The sequence below is a fragment of the Micromonospora sp. NPDC023869 genome, from assembly GCF_055559695.1.
The window spans coordinates 1-17528 of sequence record NZ_JBVHKD010000012.1; the positions used below are offsets into that span (position 1 = coordinate 1).

At 72.2% G+C, this 17528-nt stretch carries 21 protein-coding genes; 13 read left to right on the forward strand and 8 right to left on the reverse strand.

Features of this window, described 5'->3' with window-relative positions:
- Positions 1 to 271: 271 nt before the first annotated feature.
- From ACZ31C_RS26335 to ACZ31C_RS26345, 3 genes are all read left to right on the forward strand, one after another.
- The gene (locus ACZ31C_RS26335; protein WP_465797561.1) at positions 272 to 760 is read left to right on the forward strand and encodes a glycine-rich domain-containing protein; all 489 of its coding nucleotides are present in this window, start codon (positions 272 to 274) and stop codon (positions 758 to 760) included.
- 16 nt (positions 761 to 776) lie between these two features.
- Positions 777 to 1553, forward strand: a complete 777-nt coding sequence (locus ACZ31C_RS26340) for a phosphotransferase (protein WP_465797562.1) — start codon at positions 777 to 779, stop codon at positions 1551 to 1553.
- A gap of 295 nt (positions 1554 to 1848) precedes the next feature.
- Entirely contained in the window at positions 1849 to 2205 is a 357-nt protein-coding gene (locus ACZ31C_RS26345) for a DUF3099 domain-containing protein (protein WP_465797563.1), read from the forward strand.
- Positions 2206 to 2269: 64 nt separating this feature from the next.
- Here ACZ31C_RS26345 and ACZ31C_RS26350 read toward each other — a convergent pair whose 3' ends face one another.
- Positions 2270 to 3211, reverse strand: a complete 942-nt coding sequence (locus tag ACZ31C_RS26350) for a carbohydrate kinase family protein (RefSeq protein ID WP_465797564.1) — start codon at positions 3209 to 3211, stop codon at positions 2270 to 2272.
- Entirely contained in the window at positions 3208 to 4143 is a 936-nt protein-coding gene (locus tag ACZ31C_RS26355) for a pseudouridine-5'-phosphate glycosidase (protein ID WP_396745056.1), read from the reverse strand. The genes ACZ31C_RS26350 and ACZ31C_RS26355 overlap by 4 nt, the downstream gene beginning before the upstream one ends.
- An 89-nt stretch (positions 4144 to 4232) precedes the next feature.
- On the opposite strand from ACZ31C_RS26355, the gene ACZ31C_RS26360 reads away from it, so the two are divergent.
- The 3 genes from ACZ31C_RS26360 (at position 4233) to ACZ31C_RS26370 (ending at position 7162) form a co-directional block, all read left to right on the forward strand.
- The gene (locus tag ACZ31C_RS26360) at positions 4233 to 4451 is read left to right on the forward strand and encodes a DUF3039 domain-containing protein (RefSeq protein ID WP_449944499.1); all 219 of its coding nucleotides are present in this window, start codon (positions 4233 to 4235) and stop codon (positions 4449 to 4451) included.
- Between the two features lie 40 nt (positions 4452 to 4491).
- Positions 4492 to 5145, forward strand: a complete 654-nt coding sequence (locus ACZ31C_RS26365; protein ID WP_465797565.1) for a trimeric intracellular cation channel family protein — start codon at positions 4492 to 4494, stop codon at positions 5143 to 5145.
- 292 nt (positions 5146 to 5437) lie between these two features.
- Complete coding sequence (locus tag ACZ31C_RS26370; protein WP_465797566.1) at positions 5438 to 7162, forward strand: DEAD/DEAH box helicase; 1725 nt, start codon at positions 5438 to 5440, stop codon at positions 7160 to 7162.
- A 231-nt stretch (positions 7163 to 7393) separates the two neighbouring features.
- On the opposite strand, the gene ACZ31C_RS26375 is transcribed toward ACZ31C_RS26370, so the two are convergent.
- Positions 7394 to 7627, reverse strand: coding sequence for a DUF7455 domain-containing protein (locus ACZ31C_RS26375; protein ID WP_117226588.1), 234 nt, complete (start codon positions 7625 to 7627; stop codon positions 7394 to 7396).
- Positions 7628 to 7870: 243 nt separating this feature from the next.
- A complete protein-coding gene (locus tag ACZ31C_RS26380; RefSeq protein ID WP_465797567.1) occupies positions 7871 to 9469 on the reverse strand; it encodes an RNA polymerase sigma factor in 1599 nt (532 codons plus the stop codon).
- A 287-nt stretch (positions 9470 to 9756) separates the two neighbouring features.
- Between ACZ31C_RS26380 and ACZ31C_RS26385 the strand changes: the two genes are divergently transcribed.
- Positions 9757 to 10578 (forward strand): inositol monophosphatase family protein, encoded by an 822-nt coding sequence (locus tag ACZ31C_RS26385; RefSeq protein WP_465797568.1) that lies wholly within the window; start codon positions 9757 to 9759, stop codon positions 10576 to 10578.
- Between the two features lie 94 nt (positions 10579 to 10672).
- Here ACZ31C_RS26385 and ACZ31C_RS26390 read toward each other — a convergent pair whose 3' ends face one another.
- A complete protein-coding gene (locus ACZ31C_RS26390) occupies positions 10673 to 11188 on the reverse strand; it encodes a LytR C-terminal domain-containing protein (protein WP_465797569.1) in 516 nt (171 codons plus the stop codon).
- 431 nt (positions 11189 to 11619) lie between these two features.
- On the opposite strand from ACZ31C_RS26390, the gene ACZ31C_RS26395 reads away from it, so the two are divergent.
- Positions 11620 to 11916, forward strand: a complete 297-nt coding sequence (locus ACZ31C_RS26395; protein WP_007075406.1) for a DUF4193 domain-containing protein — start codon at positions 11620 to 11622, stop codon at positions 11914 to 11916.
- 222 nt (positions 11917 to 12138) lie between these two features.
- Positions 12139 to 12999, forward strand: a complete 861-nt coding sequence (locus ACZ31C_RS26400) for a hypothetical protein (RefSeq protein ID WP_465797570.1) — start codon at positions 12139 to 12141, stop codon at positions 12997 to 12999.
- A gap of 96 nt (positions 13000 to 13095) precedes the next feature.
- On the opposite strand, the gene ACZ31C_RS26405 is transcribed toward ACZ31C_RS26400, so the two are convergent.
- Entirely contained in the window at positions 13096 to 13596 is a 501-nt protein-coding gene (locus tag ACZ31C_RS26405; RefSeq protein WP_465797688.1) for a DUF3093 domain-containing protein, read from the reverse strand.
- A gap of 77 nt (positions 13597 to 13673) precedes the next feature.
- On the opposite strand from ACZ31C_RS26405, the gene dut reads away from it, so the two are divergent.
- The 4 genes from dut to ACZ31C_RS26425 all read left to right on the forward strand — a co-directional run bounded on the left by dut (position 13674) and on the right by ACZ31C_RS26425 (position 16092).
- Positions 13674 to 14204 carry a dUTP diphosphatase gene (gene dut / locus ACZ31C_RS26410; protein WP_465797571.1) on the forward strand — a complete coding sequence of 177 codons (531 nt, stop codon included), beginning with the start codon at positions 13674 to 13676 and terminating at the stop codon, positions 14202 to 14204.
- Positions 14201 to 14869, forward strand: a complete 669-nt coding sequence (locus ACZ31C_RS26415) for a DUF3710 domain-containing protein (protein WP_350693934.1) — start codon at positions 14201 to 14203, stop codon at positions 14867 to 14869. The genes dut and ACZ31C_RS26415 overlap by 4 nt, the downstream gene beginning before the upstream one ends.
- A gap of 130 nt (positions 14870 to 14999) precedes the next feature.
- Positions 15000 to 15380 carry an OB-fold nucleic acid binding domain-containing protein gene (locus ACZ31C_RS26420; RefSeq protein WP_396745032.1) on the forward strand — a complete coding sequence of 127 codons (381 nt, stop codon included), beginning with the start codon at positions 15000 to 15002 and terminating at the stop codon, positions 15378 to 15380.
- Between the two features lie 31 nt (positions 15381 to 15411).
- Positions 15412 to 16092, forward strand: a complete 681-nt coding sequence (locus ACZ31C_RS26425; protein WP_465797572.1) for a DUF3159 domain-containing protein — start codon at positions 15412 to 15414, stop codon at positions 16090 to 16092.
- Positions 16093 to 16105: 13 nt separating this feature from the next.
- On the opposite strand, the gene ACZ31C_RS26430 is transcribed toward ACZ31C_RS26425, so the two are convergent.
- Complete coding sequence (locus ACZ31C_RS26430; RefSeq protein WP_131056112.1) at positions 16106 to 16795, reverse strand: potassium channel family protein; 690 nt, start codon at positions 16793 to 16795, stop codon at positions 16106 to 16108.
- 1 nt (position 16796) lies between these two features.
- Positions 16797 to 17459, reverse strand: a complete 663-nt coding sequence (locus ACZ31C_RS26435; RefSeq protein ID WP_396745026.1) for a potassium channel family protein — start codon at positions 17457 to 17459, stop codon at positions 16797 to 16799.
- Positions 17460 to 17528 lie beyond the last annotated feature (69 nt).

Consider the following 17528-nt stretch of genomic DNA (forward strand, 5'->3'; position numbering starts at 1 on the left):
GCTCGCACAGCAGGTCAACAGGGTTCACACTCTCAGATGCGGCCATCGCGCATCACTCTCCTTCGTTGGATTTAGCCGTCTCGAAGGATCGCGCGGTGGCCGTCTCTCATCTACGCAACACGCCCATCACGGGCAAGTCGTACACCACTTCCCTGGACGCAACCTGAGGGGCCCTCCGGTCCGCCGCCGCCTGTGAGTCGCCCAACCGATCGCTACACCGAAGGACAGGCACAGACGCAGCATCCCCAGCAACACAGCTAGGAGGACAGACGTGAATATCACCGCCGACAGGTCGGCCACCACCGCCGCCGACCCCCGGACCCTCGTCGACGCCGAGACGTTCGGCAAGCTGGTCGACTACTTCGCTGCCGACCGGCACGTCACCCGCGCCTACTCGGAGCGGGCCGTCGAGCAGTTCCTCGTGTTCCTGAAGGCGCACGCCGACAACGTCGGCAACGCCGACTTCGGGATGCCGCTGCCGGACGGGTCGATCGGCCGTGTCGTGCCGACCCTCCCGGTCGACGCGGTGTGGCACTCCGTGTTGCAGCACACCGTCCCGTACACCGCCGCCTGCGAGCAGATCGCCGGGGGCTTCGTCCACCACATCCCGATCCTGACCGAGGGGATGATGGACGGCACCGCCGTGACGTTCACGCTCGCGGCGCTGCACCGGACCGGCTTCCGGGTCGACATGGAGTTCTGGCACGGTGAGGCCGAGTCCTGCTGCCCGCCCAACCCGCCCCAGCCTGGCGTGCAGTAACAGCGAGAGGTGATCCATGCGTAGTGACTGGGCGTCCTTGCCCGACGCCGTGACGGCGAGGATAGCCGCGCGAGTCGGCGGCATCATCGACGTCTGTCCGGCTCCGAGTGGCGACCATGCGGAGATCGCGTCAACCGTCACAGGCTCCGCCGGCAAGGTCTTCGTCAAGGCGGCCTCGGGTGAGATCGGCGTCCGGTCACTGCGCTATGAGCTGTCGGCAACCGAGGCCATCGACTGCGCACCGGCAGTCCTGTGGCACGTCGAGGACGGCGGCTGGTTGGCGGTGGGGGTCGAGCACCTTGACGGCCCCCACCCCGATCTCTCGCCCGGCAGCGCGGACCTGGGCGTGCTCGCCGTGGCCCTGAAGGGGCTACAGACGGCCCCTGCGCCGGGCGGAGCCTGGTTCACCCCGGAGGCGCGGCTCGGGTTCTGGCAGCCGGCGATGGCCGGCAGGTCGCTCATCCACACCGACCTGAACCCGGCCAACCTGATCAAGACTGCGGGCGGTCTGCGGATCGTCGACTGGGCATGGGCGACGAGGGCTGCCCCGTGGGTAGAGCTGACGCTGCTCGTGCAGTGGCTCATCGGTGCTGGCCACACCCCAAGCCAGGCTGAGGAATGGCTGTCACAGTTCCCCGCATGGGCCAGCCTCGACGGCGAGGTCCTGGACGAGTTCGCGTCGAAGAACGCCGCGAAGTGGTCGGCCAAGTCCTGGCGCACTGCCGCCGGGTGGGTCCACGACCTCGCGGCCTGGACCGGCGCGTGGGCAGCCCACCGACGCAACGGGCTGTAGCCGTCGGAAAGGGGTACTGGGTACTGACTGGGGTACCGGTACGGGTACTGCCGGGGTGCTGGGTACCGGTACCGCCTGGAGCGAAGCGAGTATTCGCCGGTGCCGGTACCTCCGCCAAGGGTTTCACCGACGCCGAGTCGTTGCGCCTGGTCCGGGAGTACAAGCAGCAGCAGAAGGCGGCGGCGAAGGCGAAGGCCACCGGGGGCTGAGCGGTCCGGCGAGGCGGTGGCCCGACGAACGTCGTCGCGGGCCCGGTCGAGGTGACAGGATGGAGGCGACCCCGAGGAGGTACACGGTGAAGCATCAGGCGTACCGGCCGATCCTCATCACCGACGCCTCGCGCAGCCAGAACGACCAGCTCACCAGCCGGCAGCGGCGGTACGTCGCGATGATGGGCGTCCGGGTGGCGTGCGTGATCGCCGGCGCGATCCTGGTCGGCACGCGGGCGCCCCTGCTCTGGCTCTGGCTGCCGCTGGTGGCGCTGGGCATGATCGTCGTCCCGTGGCTCGCGGTGCTGCTGGCCAACGACCGGCCGCCGAAGGAACAGCACCGGCTGATCGGCCGGTCGGCACGGCGGCAGCAGCAGGAGACCCCGCCGATGAGCCTCACCGCCGAGGAACGGCCGCACAAGGTCATCGACGCCGAGCCCTGACGCAGTCCCACCCGGGCAGCACGGGAGTGGCCCGGCCCGGGCAGGACTGGTCGTCGTGAGCGGTTCAGCCGACTGGCCGGGCACCCACCTGGGAGACCGCCGCCGCGCCGAGGTCGGTGGCCCGGTTCAGGGCGGCCTCCGGAGTCGCCCCGGTCAGCCAGGCGGCGAGCAGCCCGGCCGCGAAGGCGTCACCCGCTCCCGTCACGTCCACCACCGCCACCCGGCGGGCCGGTGAGGTGACGAGCGTGCCGGTCCGTTCCACCCAGGTGGCGCCCGCCCCACCGCGCTTGACCACCACCCGCCGGGCGGTGGCGGCCAGCGCCCGCCCCTGGGCCGCCGGATCCAGTCCGCCGGCCAGCACCGTCGCCTCGTCGGTGTTCACCAGCAGCAGGTCGACCCCGCGTACCCAGGACAGGAAGGCCGCCGCACCGACGGCCCGCAGCGGCGCTGCGGAGGCCGCGTCCACGCTTGTGGTGAGGCCGCGCTCGCGGGCGGCGGCCAGCGCGTGCCGACCCGCCGGGCGGGACTCCGGGTCCAGCAGCGTGTACCCGGACAGGTGCAGGTGGCTCGCCTCCGGCGCCTCGGCCAGCGCCGCGTCGACCTGCTCGGGGCGCAGCCCGACGTTCGCCCCGCGCTCGGTGACCATGGTGCGTTCGTCCCCACCGGCCAGCACGATCACCGTGCCGGTGCCCATCCCGGTCACCGTCCGCACCGCGCAGTCGACGCCCACGGCGGTCAGCTCCGCGATCCGGTCCCGACCGGCGGCGTCGTCGCCGACGGCGCCGACCAGCGTCACCGGCACGCTCTGCGTGGTCAGCCAGGCGGCGGTGTTCGCGGCCTGCCCGCCGCCGGTGAACCGGATCGACGCGGGCGTGTCCGTGCCCCGCGCCAGCGGGGCGGTCAGCACCGCCACCACGTCGGTGATCACGTCACCGACGACCAGCACCCGGCCGGCGGCGCTGCCGCGGCGCGCTCCGGTGCCGGTCCGTACGCCGGATCCGCTCACGCCGTGGCGCTGTCGCGCCGGGTGGCGGCGGCCACCGCGATCCGGGCGGCGAGATCGGCGTTGCGCAGGATGATCCGGACGTTGACCGCCAGGCTGGCACCTTCCGTGGCGGAGTGGAAGTGGGAGAGCAGGTACGGGGTGACCGCCTTGCCGCTCACCCCGTCGCGCTCCAGCCGGGCCAGTCCCTCGGCGAGGGTCCGGTCGTGCAGGTCCGGGTCGAGTTGCTCGTCGACCGGCAGCGGGTTGGCGACGACCAGACCACCGTGGTGCACGCCGTGCGCCTCGCGGGCGGCCAGTGCGTCCGCGATCAGCTCCGGCGAGTCGACCGACCAGTCCAGGTCGAAGCCGCTGTCGGTGATGAAGAAGCCCGGGAACCGGCGGGTGCGGTAGCCGACCACGGCCACCCCGAGGGTCTCCAGGCGCTCCAGCGTCGCCCCGACGTCGAGGATCGACTTGACCCCGGCACAGACCACCGCGATCGGCGTCCGGGCCAGGGTGACCAGGTCGGCGGACTCGTCGAAGGTCTGCGCGGCCTCCCGGTGCACCCCGCCCAGGCCGCCGGTGGCGAACACGCCGATGCCGGCCCGAGCCGCCACCGCGCTGGTCGCGGCCACGGTGGTGGCACCGTCCGCGCCGGTCGCGGCGGCCACCGCGAGATCGCGTACGGAGAGTTTGGTCACGTCCTCGGCGGTGGCCAGCCGGGTCAGCTCGGCGTCGTCGAGGCCCACCACGAGTTCGCCGGAGACCATCCCGATGGTGGCCGGGACCGCGCCCGCGTCCCGGACGGCCTGTTCGATCTCTCGGGCCACCCGAAGGTTGTCCGGCCGGGGCAGGCCGTGCGAGACAATGGTGCTCTCCAGGGCGACCACAGGACGCCGCTCGCGCAGCGCCTGGGCCACCTCGGTGCCGTGGCGAAGGTGAAAGTCGGTCACAGTCGCCCACGGTACTGCCGCCACCCCGGTGACCTCAGGTGGACCGGGGGCACAGTGACCTGCCAGACTTGACGGTCGGAGGTGCAGACGTGAGCACAGAGGTCCTCGAGCGTCCCGAGCTGAAGGACGCCGACACCGGCCCGGAGATGTTCCACTACGTCCGGAAGGAAAAGATCGCCGAGAGTGCCGTCATGGGCACCTTCGTCGTGGCGCTGTGCGGAGAGAAGTTCCCGGTGACGAAGACCCCCAAGAAGGGTTCGCCGGTCTGCCCCAAGTGCAAGGAGATCTACGACTCGTACCGCGAGTGACCCCGGGCCGACCGCCCGTACGCCCGCGTAACCTGCGGCGGTGACCACCTCCACCGCCCTGCTCCTGGCCGACCTGGCCGGCGTCGCGGTCTTCGCCGCCTCGGGAGCCTCTGCGGCGGTCGCCAAGCGACTCGACCTGTTCGGCGTGGTCTTCGTCGGTTTCGTCGCCGCCCTCGGCGGCGGGATCTTCCGTGACCTGGTCATCAACGAGGCACCGCCGCTGGCCTTCGGCGACTGGCGGTACGCGACCACCGCCGCGCTGACCGCCGGGGCGATCTTCTGGCTGCACCCGCAGTTCGCCCGGCTGCGTACCACCGTTCTGGTGCTGGACGCGGCCGGGCTCGGCCTGTTCACCGTCGTCGGCACCCTCAAGGCGCTCGAAGCCGGCGTGCCGGCCGTCGGCGCCTGCCTGATCGGGATGCTCACCGCGATCGGCGGCGGCCTGGTCCGCGACCTGCTCACCGGCGAGATTCCGGTGGTGCTGCGGCGGGAGATCTACGCGCTCGCGGCACTCGTCGGCGCGATCGTGGTCGCGGTCCTGTACGGCCTCGACCGCACCGGCCCGGCCCCGCTCACCGCCGCGGCGGTGCTGGTCTTCGGCATACGCCTGGTGGCGCTGCGGCGACGGTGGTCGGCGCCGGTGGCGACACTGCGCCCGCCCCGCACCGGGGCGTCCGGGCCACCGCCGGAGTGACCGCCGCCACTCCGGCCGTCCCGGCGCGGCGGGGGGCGGCGTCGCGTCGCGGACGCGGTGCGGCAGCCGACGTGGCGTGCGACCTGCACGGTGACCGTCGCGGCCGGGTAGTGGCGAAGGGCACCGGACGGCCGGTGTGGCGTCGCGTGGGGCCGGTCGCCGGTCCTGGTTATGCTGAGTCGGCCTTCGCGGCTTCTTCTGCGCGGAGGCGTTTTCGTGGGGCGACTACCGCGCCCCCGGCCCGGGTCCGCCGGCCTGCGGTCGGGACACTGCGGTCGGAGAGGAGCGAGCCGTGGCACCCCGGACGCCGGCGCTCGAGACGTTCCCGCCCCTACGGGCCTGGCAACGCAAGGCGATGGTGGAGTACCTGCGCCGTCGCAGCGAGGACTTCACCGCGGTCGCCACCCCCGGCGCCGGTAAGACCACCTTCGCCCTGCGGATCGCCGCCGAACTCCTCGCGGACGGCACCGTCGAGGCGGTGACCGTGGTGGCGCCGACCGAGCATCTGAAGACCCAGTGGGCGGACGCGGCGGCCCGGATCGGCATCCAGCTCGACGCCGCGTTCCGTAACGCCGACCTGCACTCGTCGACGGACTTCCACGGTGCGGTGATCACCTACGCGCAGGTCGGTATGGCGCCGCACGTGCACCGGCGGCGCACCATGACCCGGCGCACCCTGGTCATCCTCGACGAGATCCACCACGCCGGCGACTCCCGCACCTGGGGCGACGGGGTGAAGGCCGCCTTCGAGCCCGCCGTACGCCGGCTGATGCTGACCGGTACGCCGTTCCGCTCCGACGACAACCCGATCCCGTTCGTCGAGTACGAGCGGGGCGGGGACGGGCTGCTGCGGTCCCGGGCCGACTCGGTGTACGGCTACAGCGACGCCCTACGCGACGGTGTGGTGCGGCCGGTGCTGTTCCTGGCGTACTCCGGGGAGACCCGGTGGCGTACCAACGCCGGGGAGGAGCTGTCGGCCCGGCTGGGCGAGCCGATGACCCAGGATCTGATCGCCCAGGCCTGGCGTACCGCCCTGGACCCGGCCGGCGACTGGATGCCGCAGGTGCTGCGGGCCGCCGACGCCCGACTGACCGTGCTGCGCGAGGCGGGCATGCCCGACGCGGCGGGTCTGGTGATCGCCACCGACCAGCAGTCCGCCCGCTCGTACGCCAAGCTCATCGAGCAGGTCACCGGGGAGAAGGCGGCTGTCGTACTCTCGGACGACGTGGGCGCTTCTGCCCGGATCGCGACGTTCGCGGCGTCCGAGCAACGCTGGATGGTCGCGGTGCGGATGGTCTCCGAAGGGGTCGACATCCCCCGGCTGGCCGTCGGCGTCTACGCGACCAGTGCCAGCACCCCGCTGTACTTCGCGCAGGCGATCGGGCGGTTCGTCCGGGCCCGCCGCCCGGGGGAGACCGCCTCGGTGTTCCTGCCCAGCGTTCCGCACCTGCTCGGGCTGGCCAGCGAGATGGAGGCCGAGCGGGACCACGTGCTCGGCAAGCCGAAGGACCGCGAGGGCTTCGACGACGACCTGCTGGAACGGGCCCAGCGCGACGACCAGGCCAGCGGCGAGCTGGAGAAGCGGTTCGCCGCGCTGTCCGCCACCGCCGAACTGGATCAGGTGATCTTCGACGGCGCCTCGTTCGGCACCGCCGCTCAGGCCGGCACCCCCGAGGAGGAGGAGTACCTGGGCCTGCCCGGGCTGCTCACCTCGGAGCAGGTGGCGGAGTTGCTGTCCAAGCGGCAGTCCGCGCAACTGGCGGCCCGCAAGCGCCGCGCCACCGAGCGACCGGCCGAGCCGTCGGCACCGCCCGCGCCGGCACCGATGAACGCCGCACAGCGCCGAGTCGCGCTACGCCGTCAGCTCAACGCCCTGGTGGCCGCCCAGCACCACCGCACCGGCCAACCGCACGGAAAGATCCACGCCGAGCTCCGTCGCCTCTGCGGTGGCCCGCCCAGCGCCCAGGCCACCATCGAACAGCTCGAAGAACGCATAGCCACCGTCCAGACCCTCTAACCCCACCCCCGCCCTGACACCCCACCTCCGCCCTGACACCCCACCCCCGCCCTGACGCCCCGCCCACGCGGGTGATCAAGAGGTTTGCGTCGGGGCGAGTCGGCGATCGTGGCCCAAACCTCTTGATCACCCGCGTCTGAGGGTGGGGGTGGGGGTGGGTGGGGGTGGGGGTAGACGGAGCCGGCCGGAGGCCCTTGCGGGGCCTCCGGCCGGCGGTGTGTCTCGTGGGTTCTAGTTGGCCATCAGGTCGGCGCCGCGCCAAGTGAACTCCGGGTCCGTCGCGAACCGTACGGTGATCTTCACGAGATCTTCCGCGTACTTGTTGGCGTGGTGCCCACAGAACACCAGCTCGCTGCCACCCGAGAGGGTGATCCGGAGCTTGCCGGCGGCATTGCAGCGGTCGCACCGTTCATCGGCGGCCGGGGGGCTCACCGTCTCGGGCGGCGGCGTGAGGGTCGGGGTCATCGCCTTCCTCCTCTGGTCGTCACCGATGAACACTCTCTTCGGTCTTGGTCACCTATCGTGCAACACCCTTGCAGGGCCTCGCCTTCCCTGTGTGCCCGCGGGGGACCGAGGTCACACCTGGCACGGACAGTGTGCCGTGCACCCAGGGTGCCACGTCAACGATCACATTCGTGCAACCACCTGATCACCATCCGGCGTTGACGCCTGGTGGTCAAAACGACACGATCAGTTGACGTGAGCTGATCAGTCGAGATAATCCCGGAGTACCTGGGAACGCGACGGGTGCCGCAGCTTGGACATCGTCTTGGACTCGATCTGCCGGATCCGCTCCCGGGTCACCCCGTAGACCTGCCCGATCTCGTCCAGCGTGCGCGGCTGGCCGTCGGTCAGGCCGAAGCGTAGGCGGACCACGCCCGCCTCCCGCTCGGACAGCGTCTGGAGCACCTGCTGGAGCTGGTCCTGGAGCAGCGAGAAGGACACCGCGTCGACCGCGACGACCGCCTCCGAGTCCTCGATGAAGTCACCGAGCTGGCTGTCGCCCTCGTCGCCGATGGTCTGGTCGAGCGAGATGGGCTCCCGGGCGTACTGCTGGATCTCCAGCACCTTCTCCGGTGTGATGTCCATCTCCTTGGCCAGTTCCTCCGGAGTGGGCTCACGGCCCAGGTCCTGGAGCAGCTCGCGCTGTATCCGGCCCAGCTTGTTGATCACCTCGACCATGTGCACCGGGATGCGGATGGTGCGGGCCTGGTCGGCCATGGCGCGGGTGATGGCCTGGCGGATCCACCAGGTGGCGTAGGTGGAGAACTTGTAGCCCTTGGTGTAGTCGAATTTCTCGACGGCGCGGATGAGGCCGAGGTTGCCTTCCTGGATGAGGTCGAGGAAGGCCATGCCACGGCCGGTGTACCGCTTGGCGAGCGAGACGACCAGACGGAGGTTGGCCTCCAGCAGGTGGTTCTTGGCACGCTCGCCGTCGCGGGAGATCCAGAGCAGGTCGCGCTGCATCTCGCGGACGAGCTTCTCCTCGCCCTCGTCGGCCGCGCGCAGCCGCTCGGCGGCGTAGAGCCCGGCCTCGATCCGCTTGGCCAGCTCCACCTCCTGCTCGGCGTTGAGCAGCGGCACCTTGCCGATCTGCTTGAGGTACGCCCGGACGGAGTCGGCCGAGGCGGTCAGCTCGGCGTCGCGGCGGGCCTGCTTGAGCGCCTCGGACTCCTCGTCGTCCCACTCGAAGTCGTTGTCGGTGGCCGAGCTCGCCGCGTCGGCCTCGGCGGCCCGGGTCAGCTCGGCCGGCTCCTCGACCACCACGTCCTCGATCTCGGCGGCGAGCTCCTCGGGGTCGACCTCACCCTCGGTGCCCTCGCCCTTGCCGGCGGCCTTGGCCGGCTTGGCACCGGTGGCGGCGGCCACCGTCGCCTTGGTGGCCCGGGTGGACTTCTTGGCGGGCGCGACGGCCTTGGCCACGTCGGCGGTGGTGCCGGCGGCCTTGCGCGCGGTCGCCTTGCGGGGCGCCGGAGCCGGCGCCTCGTCGGACGAGGCCGCCTGCTTCGGGGCGGGCGGCGCCGCCTTCTTGGTGGTCTTGGCGGTGGTGGCCCGGGAGGCGGGAGTCGCGGAGCGGGCGGCGGCGACCCGGCGGCGGGTGCTGGCCGAACCGTCGACCACCACGGTCACCCCGGCCTCGGAGAGCGCCCGCAGGATCTTCTTGGCCTGGGCCGGAGTCACCTCGGCGGACTCGACGGTGCGCGCGAGCTGGGCCGACGTGAGCTGGCCGCCGGCGCTCTGCGCGTGGGCGATCAGGGTGTCGGTGAGCGAGCGAACGTCGGCGCCGGTCTGGCGGGGTTCTGTCACGAATGACCTTCCGGAGGCGAAGAGCGAGCACGGCCGGGATCGTCCGGAGCAGCGTGGGGCACCACGCCGGGCGATGTGGTTGAGGAACCCCCGTGTCCCCGGCCGACCGGTCGTCCGGTCGCCCGTGGCGGTGGGCAGGGGTGAATTGTAACGCCGTCTGCGGCGATCATCCTGCGCCGCACGGCTGACCGGCGGTCGAGACCGCCGATTCGGTGCACATCTGGACTTTGTAAGGATGATACCTGCGCAGGACTCGGAAACCCGGCCGTGCGGAAAGGGGACGGACGATGGACCGCTCGACGCCGCAGCCAGGGCAGTTGTTGGAGATCGCGATCGAGGTAGCGCGGGAGGCGGCGGCCACCGCGTACCGGATGAGGGTCGAGGGCGTCTCCGTGGCGGCCACCAAGAGCACCGCCACCGACGTGGTGACCGCGGCCGACCGGGCGGTGGAGCGCCAGATCGTCGACGCGCTGCGCCTGCGACGTCCGGACGACGCGGTGCTGGGCGAGGAGTACGGCGCGACGGAGCGCGGCACGGCCACACCGGCGCGGGTGCGGTGGATCGTGGATCCGATCGACGGCACGGTCAACTACCTGTACGGACTGGCTCACTGCGCGGTGTCGATCGCCGCGGAGGTGAACGGCGAGGTCGTGGCGGGGGTGGTGCGCAACATCCACACCGGCGAGGAGTGGACCGCGACGGCCGGCGGCGGTGCCTGGCGGGACGGCCGGCGGCTGCGCGGCTCCACCGAGACCGACCTCGGGCAGACGCTCGTGATCACCGGCTTCGGCTACGACCCGGCCCGACGTGCCCACCAGGCCCGGGTGGTGACCGAGTTGATCGCGCACGTCCGGGACATCCGTCGACTCGGCGCCGCCGCCGTCGACCTGTGCCTGGTCGCCGAGGGGCGGGCCGACGCGTTCTACGAGAAGGGCCTGGCGGACTGGGACCGGGCGGCCGGCGGGCTGGTGGCCACCGAGGCCGGCCTGCGGATCGGCGGGATCGACGGGCAGGGCCCCGGGCCGGACATGGTCATCGCCGCGCCGCCGGAGCTGTTCGCGCCCCTGCACGACCGGCTGGCCGCGCTGGACGCCTCCGGCGGTCCCTGATCGTCCGGCCGGGTGACCCGAAGTCGGGACGCTCGGCCGATCAGATTCGGCCCGCCCGGCTCGTCCGGTCCACCCGGTCGGACCGATCCGTCGGTCAGTCCTCTATCGGCATCGGGCAGGTGCCCGGCGGGGCCACCGGCGAACCGAGGTCGCCGAGGGACTGGTTGACCTCGGTGGTGGTCGCCAGTTGCCGGAAGCTGTTGCCGAGGATCACGTCCACCACGTCGTCCTCGCGCTTGGCGTCGTACTCGTACTCGGCGTTGTTCAGGAAGTACGCCCGCAGCAGGTGGGCGGAACCGACGCCCTTCGGGCCGTACCGCAGCACCGCCACGTCGTCGACCTGCTTCTTCTGGTTGCCTTCCTTCTGGACCTGGAAGTCGCGGTTGCGGAACTCGTCGCCCACGCTGCTGGCCAACCCGGGGCGGTCGGTGGCGTTCAACACTTTGATCTTGACGTCCTTGCGCTCACGCAACGTCACGTCGGCGCGGGGCCAGTCCTCCGGGCAACCCTGGGCGGAGCCCGCGTTACCCTGGGTGTCCTTGACGAGGGCGACGACCACGAAGACCAGGGCGACCACCGCCAGCATGCCGACGACAACGAGTGCTCGCACTCGCGCAAAGCTCATCAGGGCGCTCCCGGGCGATGGATGGGTGGCAGCGGCCGTCGGCGTGGGGGCCGTCCCGCCGGCCGCCGGGTACGCCGCTGAGGTTAACGGTTGTCCGACCGTCGCGTGGAAACAGTCCGACATACCGGCGCGCCACCCTGGAACCGGGTACTACTACCCCTATCTTCGTGTCGCCTGAGTCACATTGGGAACAACTTCCCGTGCAGGGGCGTACATCTCAGCCACGAGGGCGGTATACATGCCTCGCCCAAGGGGGGGTAGGTTCCGCGCTCGTCGGGGAGATCCTCTGGCGGTCTGGCCCACGCAGTCGTCGGGTCGGGTGGCCGACACTTGCGGTGGCCGGCCAGCGGAACCGAAACAGCGTCGTCCGGCGTTACAACCGGAAGCGACAACATCGAAATGGGAGAGTGAAACCGATGGCCACCGACTACGACGCCCCGCGCCGCGACGAGGTCGACCTCGGCGAGGACAGCCTCGAAGAGCTCAAGGCCCGGCGCGTCGACTCACAGTCGGGTGCCGTGGACGTCGACGAGGCGGAGGTGGCGGAGAGCTTCGAGCTGCCCGGCGCCGACCTCGCCGACGAGGAGCTCACGGTCAAGGTGCTACCGATGCAGCAGGACGAGTTCCGCTGTGCCCGGTGTTTCCTGGTGCACCACCGCAGCCAGCTTGCGGTCGAGCGCAACGGCGAGTTGATCTGCCGTGAGTGTGTCTGACCGACGGCCCGACACCACCACCACAGCGGCGGCTCCGGCACGGAGCCGCCGCTACCCGGCTCGGCGAGCGGCGACGCCCGAGACCTGATTCACTCGTGAGGTGACGTGCCACGTGGTGGCCGTCAGCCGGGGGAGGTCAGGCATGGGCGCGCGGCAACGGTCGAGTCATCGGTCCCGTACCGCGGTGTCGCGTGGCGGCACGGAGGGCAGCGGAGTGGCGGCATGAGCGAGCCGAACGCGAACGGGCGGGACGTGAACGGGCGGGACGCGGACGAGCAGAGCACGGACCAGCGGGGCACGGACCAGCGGGGCACGGACGAACTGGGCGCGACGGTGGTCGCGCTGACCGCCGACGACGTCGAGCCGGCGAAACGCCGCCAGTTGCTCGGGCGGCTGGTGGGGCAGGCCCGGGCCCGGGGCATCGGTGACCTGTTCAAGCCGAAGGCCGCCGTGCGCTGGATGGTCGACACCGTCGCCGAGATCGCCCCGCACGTACCGATCCGGGATCTGGCCACCCTGCGCCGGCACTTCCCGGGCCTGGACGACGAGCAGTTGGCCGACCGGCTGGTGCGTAACGCGTCCCGGGCGACGGCGGGGATCGGCGCGGCCGGCGGCGGCGCCTCCGCGGTGCAGTGGACGGTCACCCCGAGCCTGCTGTCCGCGCCGGTGCTGCTGGCCGCCGAGACGGTCACCGTGGTGGCGATCGAGCTGAAGCTGACCGGCGAGTTGCACGAGATCTACGGCGTACCGCTGCCCAGCGGCGGCACCGAACGCACCGTCGCCCTGGTACAGGCGTGGGCCAACCGGCGCGGGGTCAACCCGATGATGCCGGGCGTGGGGGTGGGCGCCGTGCTCGGCACCGCCGCCCGCCACGAGCTGCGGGACACCCTGCTCAAGCGGTTCGGTCGCAACCTGACCACGCTCGGGCCCTTCCTGACCGGCGCGGCGGTGGCGAGTTTCCTGAACCGGCGGGCCACCCGGGCGCTCGCCGACGAGCTCCGCACCGACCTGCGCCGCCAGCGGCGGGCGCTGCCCGATGGGCCGCCCGCGCCCGGTGGCCCGCCCGCGTTGCCCGCTTCCTGACCGACCGCCCCGCGCGACGGCTGAGCCCCGGAACAGCGTCGGCAGCGGCCCTGAAAGCGTCGAGGAGGCCCGAGCGCCCCCGGGGTGGGGTGGGAGTCAGCGTGCCACGTCGCGGGCGGCCAGGAGCGCCTCGGCGAGTTCGACCGGGCGTCGGGAACTGACCACCCAGAACGGGGTGGGGTCGTCCGGGTCGTCGAGGACCACCTGGACCGCGCCGGAGATCCACGGCCGCTGCACCACGAAGGCCAGCGGGTCGGCGGCGACGCCGAGCACCTCACGCCGCCCGTCGGCGTCCAACGCGACCGCGTCGGCGACGAAGCGCACCGGCAGTCGGGCGTCGTCGACCTGAAGCTCCCCGCCGGCCACCGCGACCCGGATCCGGCCCAGCCACGCCATGGTCGCCAGCGCGAGCGGGACGAGCACCGCGAACGGCAGCCAGGCGCGTACGCCGGCCGCGCCCATCCAGACCTCCACCGAGAGCAGCGCGGCGACCGCGATCCCGGCCGGCCACAGCCACCAGGGCAGACGGAGCCGTTCGGCGTACGTCGGGGTCGCCGTGGTGGGGGAGGGGGACGGTGACGTGCTCACTCGTGCCAGGGTACGGCGCGCGGCGGGCCGGGCACCGGGCAGGATGGCAGGGTCACCCCCAGCGGAACGGACGAAAGAGGTAGACCGTGACCGACCTGGTGCCCGTGCCGGTACGGCAACTCGACCCCGAGCTGCCGCTGCCGGCGTACTCGCATTCCGGTGACGCCGGTGCCGACCTGGTGGCCGCCGCCGACGTCGAGTTGCCGCCCGGCGGCCGGGCGTTGGTGCCGACCGGCGTGGCGATCGCGTTGCCCGAGGGGTACGTGGGCCTGGTCCACCCCCGATCGGGGCTCGCGGCCAGACTCGGCGTGACGGTGCTCAACGCGCCCGGTACGGTCGACGCCGGCTACCGGGGTGAGATCCTGGTCAACCTGATCAACCATGATCGGGCCGCACCGGTGAAGATCTCGCGGGGCGACCGGATCGCGCAACTCGTTGTGCAGCGGGTGGAACGGGCGGCCTTCCGGCCGGTGGCCGAGCTGCCCGCGTCCGGACGCGGGACCGGCGGGCACGGCTCCACCGGCGGACACGTCGGGCTGGTGCCGCCGCCGGCCACGGACGGCGTGGACGGAAGAGATGGCACGGTGAGTGCGAACAGCGGAGGGTGGACGCAGTGATCTTCTCCCGAAAGCGGGCCGCGGGACGGCACGCCCGTGACGAGCGAGCCACGGACGCGCTCCAGACGGTCGACGGCGCCGAGTCGGCGCCGGAGGCACCGGCGCGCGGGCCGTACGACGTCTCCGAGGCGCCGGACGGGGTGCAGCGACTCGACCTGGGCAGCCTGCAGATCCCGGCGATCCCCGAGGTCGAGGTGCGGGTGCAGGCCGACCCGCAGGGGGTGATCCAGCAGGTGGTGCTGGTGCACGGGCCGAGTGCCCTGCAACTCGGCGTCTTCGCCGCGCCGCGCTCCGAGGGGATCTGGGAGGAAGTGCGCGAGGAGATCCGCAAGTCGTTGTTCAACGACGGCGCGGCCGCCCAGGAGGTCGTCGGCGAGTACGGCACCGAGCTGCACGCCCGGGTGCGTACCGAGGACGGGCTGACCGACCTGCGGTTCGTCGGTGTCGACGGGCCGCGGTGGATGGTCCGGGCGGTGTACCAGGGCGCGGCGGCCACCGACCCGGACGCCGCCGGTCCGCTGGCCGACTGCCTCAACGGCCTGGTCGTCGACCGGGGACAGGAGGCCAAGCCGGTGCGGGAACCGCTGCCGCTGCGCCTGCCCCGCGAGGCGGCCGATCAGGTCGAGGCCGGTGCCGAGACGGCGCCGGCACCCGGTACGCGTTGAGCCAGGCTCCGGCGAAGGCGCCGGAACGGCCCGGACCGGCGTACGCTGGCGTGAACCGTTCCGGCGCCGCCGGGAGCACGGCGGGTGCCGGAGACGTCCCGGCCGGCGTGGATGGGGTGACGCGGAGGTCATGGGCACCGGCGAGGGTCGGGGTTCGCTGCGGCGGATGCTGCGACGGCTCACCGCCAGCGAGGCCGAGATCGAGGCCCAGCAGTTGCAGCGGGACAGCGCCCGGTGCGGCGGTGTCCCGGCGGCGCAGTGTGCCCGGGGCCAGGTGGCGTCGGTCACCGGCCGCCTGCGTACGGTGGTCTACACGCCGCGCACCAACCAGCCGGCGCTGGAGGCCGACCTCTACGACGGCAGTGACGTCGTGACGCTGGTCTGGCTGGGGCAGCGACGCATCACCGGCATCGAACCCGGGCGACACCTGACCGCGAAGGGGCGGATCGCGGTGCGGGACGACCGCAAGGTGATCTACAACCCGTACTACGAGTTGGAGCCGTCGACGTGACTGCGCGGGCGCGGCGGATGAAAGGCGGGCGATGACCACCGGACAGCACCCGGCCACCCAGCCGGAGACCGAGCCAACCGACGAGGAGCGGCTGCCGACCGTCGCCGAGCAGATGGCCGACCAACTCGGCGGATGGCGGGGGCTGGTCGAGTCCAGCATCCCGGTGGTCGTCTTCGTGGTGGTCAACATCCTCGGCGAACTGCGTCCCGCGGTGATCGCGTCGGTGGGTGTGGCGGTCCTGATCGGCGTGCTGCGGCTGGCCCAGCGCCGGCCGGTGCGCCACGCGGTCAACGGGTTGTTCGGCATCGGCATCGGTGCCGCGATCGCCTGGCGGACCGGCGAGGCCCGCGACTTCTATCTGCCCGGCATCCTCTACGGCATCGGCTACGGAGTGGCGCTGCTGGTCTCGGCGGTGATCCGGCAACCCCTGGTCGGCTGGCTGTGGTCGGTGCTGGTGGCCAAGGGCAGCTCCGAGTGGCGCGACGACCCGAAGCTGGTGCGCACCTTCACCGGCCTGACCGTGCTGTGGGGCGTGGTCTGGCTGGCCAAGGTCGGCGTGCAGGCCGGGCTCTATCTGGCGCAGCAGGACACCGCGCTGGGCGTGGCCCGGCTCGCGTTGGGCTACCCGCCGTACGTGCTGCTGTTGCTGATCACGGTCTGGACCGTCCGGCGGGTCATGCGGGAGCCGGAGCCGACGCCGCTGCCGAGCTGACCCGGGCGGCGGCTCAGCGAGACTCCCGGGTGCGCTCGACGCTGTCCGGGCCGAGGATCACCGCGCGCACCGCGTCCTCCATCTCGGCGGTGCACACGAAGATCAGCTCGTCGCCGGCCTCGACCGGGTCGTCGGGGCTGGGCACCAGGACCCGCTTGCCGCGCAGGATGGCCACCAGCGCGGCGTCCCGGGGCAGCGGCACCGCCCGCAGCGGCTGCCCGACGTAGGGCGCGGTCGGCGGCAGCGTGATCTCGACGAGGTTGGCCTCACCCTGCCGGAAGGTCATCAGGCGGACCAGGTCGCCGACGGTCACCGCCTCCTCGACCAGGGCGGCCATCACGCGCGGCTTGCTGACCGCCACGTCCACGCCCCACTGCTCGGTGAAGAGCCACTCGTTCTCGGCCCGGTTGACGCGGGCGACCACCCGGGGCACCGCGAACTCGGTCTTGGCCAGCAGCGAGACCACGAGGTTGGCCTTGTCGTCGCCGGTGGCGGCGACCACCACGTCACAACCGGCGAGGTCGGCCTGCTCCAGGCTGGTCAGCTCGCAGGCGTCGGCCAGTACCCACTGCGCGTCCGGGACCCGCTCCGGCCGCAGCTTCCGCCGCTGCCGCTCGATGAGCATCACCTGGTGGCCGTTCTCGATCAGCTCCTGGGCGATCGAGCGGCCCACGTTGCCGGCACCGGCGATGGCGACCCGCATGTCACTGTCCCCCTTCCGGCGCCGCCGCCGTGGCGGTGACCGTGGCCACCATGTCGTCGGTCACCAGCATGAAGACCTGATCGCCCTCCTGCACCACGCTGGAACCGGTGGACAGCGTGCCGATGCCGAAGCGGATCAGGTACGCCACCCGGGCGCCGGTGGCCTCCTCCAGCGCCCGGACCGGCCGACCGATCCAGTCCTCGTGCACCGGCACCTCGATGATCGAGACCGTGCTGGTCGGGTCGCGGAAGATCTCCACGTTGCCCTCCGGCAGCAGGTGCCGCAGCATCCGGTCGGCGGTCCAGCGGACGGTGGCCACGGTGGGGATGCCGAGGCGCTCGAAGACCTGGGCGCGACGCTGGTCGTAGATGCGGGCCGCCACCCGGGACACGCCGAACGTCTCGCGGGCCAGCCGGGCCGAGATGATGTTGGAGTTGTCGCCGCTGGAGACGGCGGCGAAGGCGTCGGCCCGTTCGATGCCGGCCTCGCGCAGCACGTCGCCGTCGAAACCGGCCCCGGTGACCGTGATCCCGGCGAAGTCCGGTCCCAGTCGGCGGAACGCCTCGGCGTCGTGGTCGATCACCGCCACCGAGTGCCCCCGGGCTTCGAGGCTGTGCGCCAGGGTCGACCCGACCCGGCCACACCCCATGATCACGATATGCACGCTTCCTCCCACGGTGCGTACCGCCGCGCCTCGTCGCCTGCGAGCCTGCCACGTCGGCGTCGCGGACGG

What these genes read in the sequence shown, in the direction of transcription:
- ACZ31C_RS26375 (WP_117226588.1), bottom strand. Translation starts at nt 7,627, where the DNA reads ATGACCCCGACCCTCACGCCGCCGCCCGAGACGGTGAGCCCCCCGGCC.
- ACZ31C_RS26340 (WP_465797562.1), top strand. Translation starts at nt 777, where the DNA reads ATGCGTAGTGACTGGGCGTCCTTGCCCGACGCCGTGACGGCGAGGATA.
- ACZ31C_RS26420 (WP_396745032.1), top strand. Translation starts at nt 15,000, where the DNA reads ATGGGCACCGGCGAGGGTCGGGGTTCGCTGCGGCGGATGCTGCGACGG.
- ACZ31C_RS26385 (WP_465797568.1), top strand. Translation starts at nt 9,757, where the DNA reads ATGGACCGCTCGACGCCGCAGCCAGGGCAGTTGTTGGAGATCGCGATC.
- ACZ31C_RS26395 (WP_007075406.1), top strand. Translation starts at nt 11,620, where the DNA reads ATGGCCACCGACTACGACGCCCCGCGCCGCGACGAGGTCGACCTCGGC.
- ACZ31C_RS26400 (WP_465797570.1), top strand. Translation starts at nt 12,139, where the DNA reads ATGAGCGAGCCGAACGCGAACGGGCGGGACGTGAACGGGCGGGACGCG.
- ACZ31C_RS26425 (WP_465797572.1), top strand. Translation starts at nt 15,412, where the DNA reads ATGACCACCGGACAGCACCCGGCCACCCAGCCGGAGACCGAGCCAACC.
- ACZ31C_RS26430 (WP_131056112.1), bottom strand. Translation starts at nt 16,795, where the DNA reads ATGCGGGTCGCCATCGCCGGTGCCGGCAACGTGGGCCGCTCGATCGCC.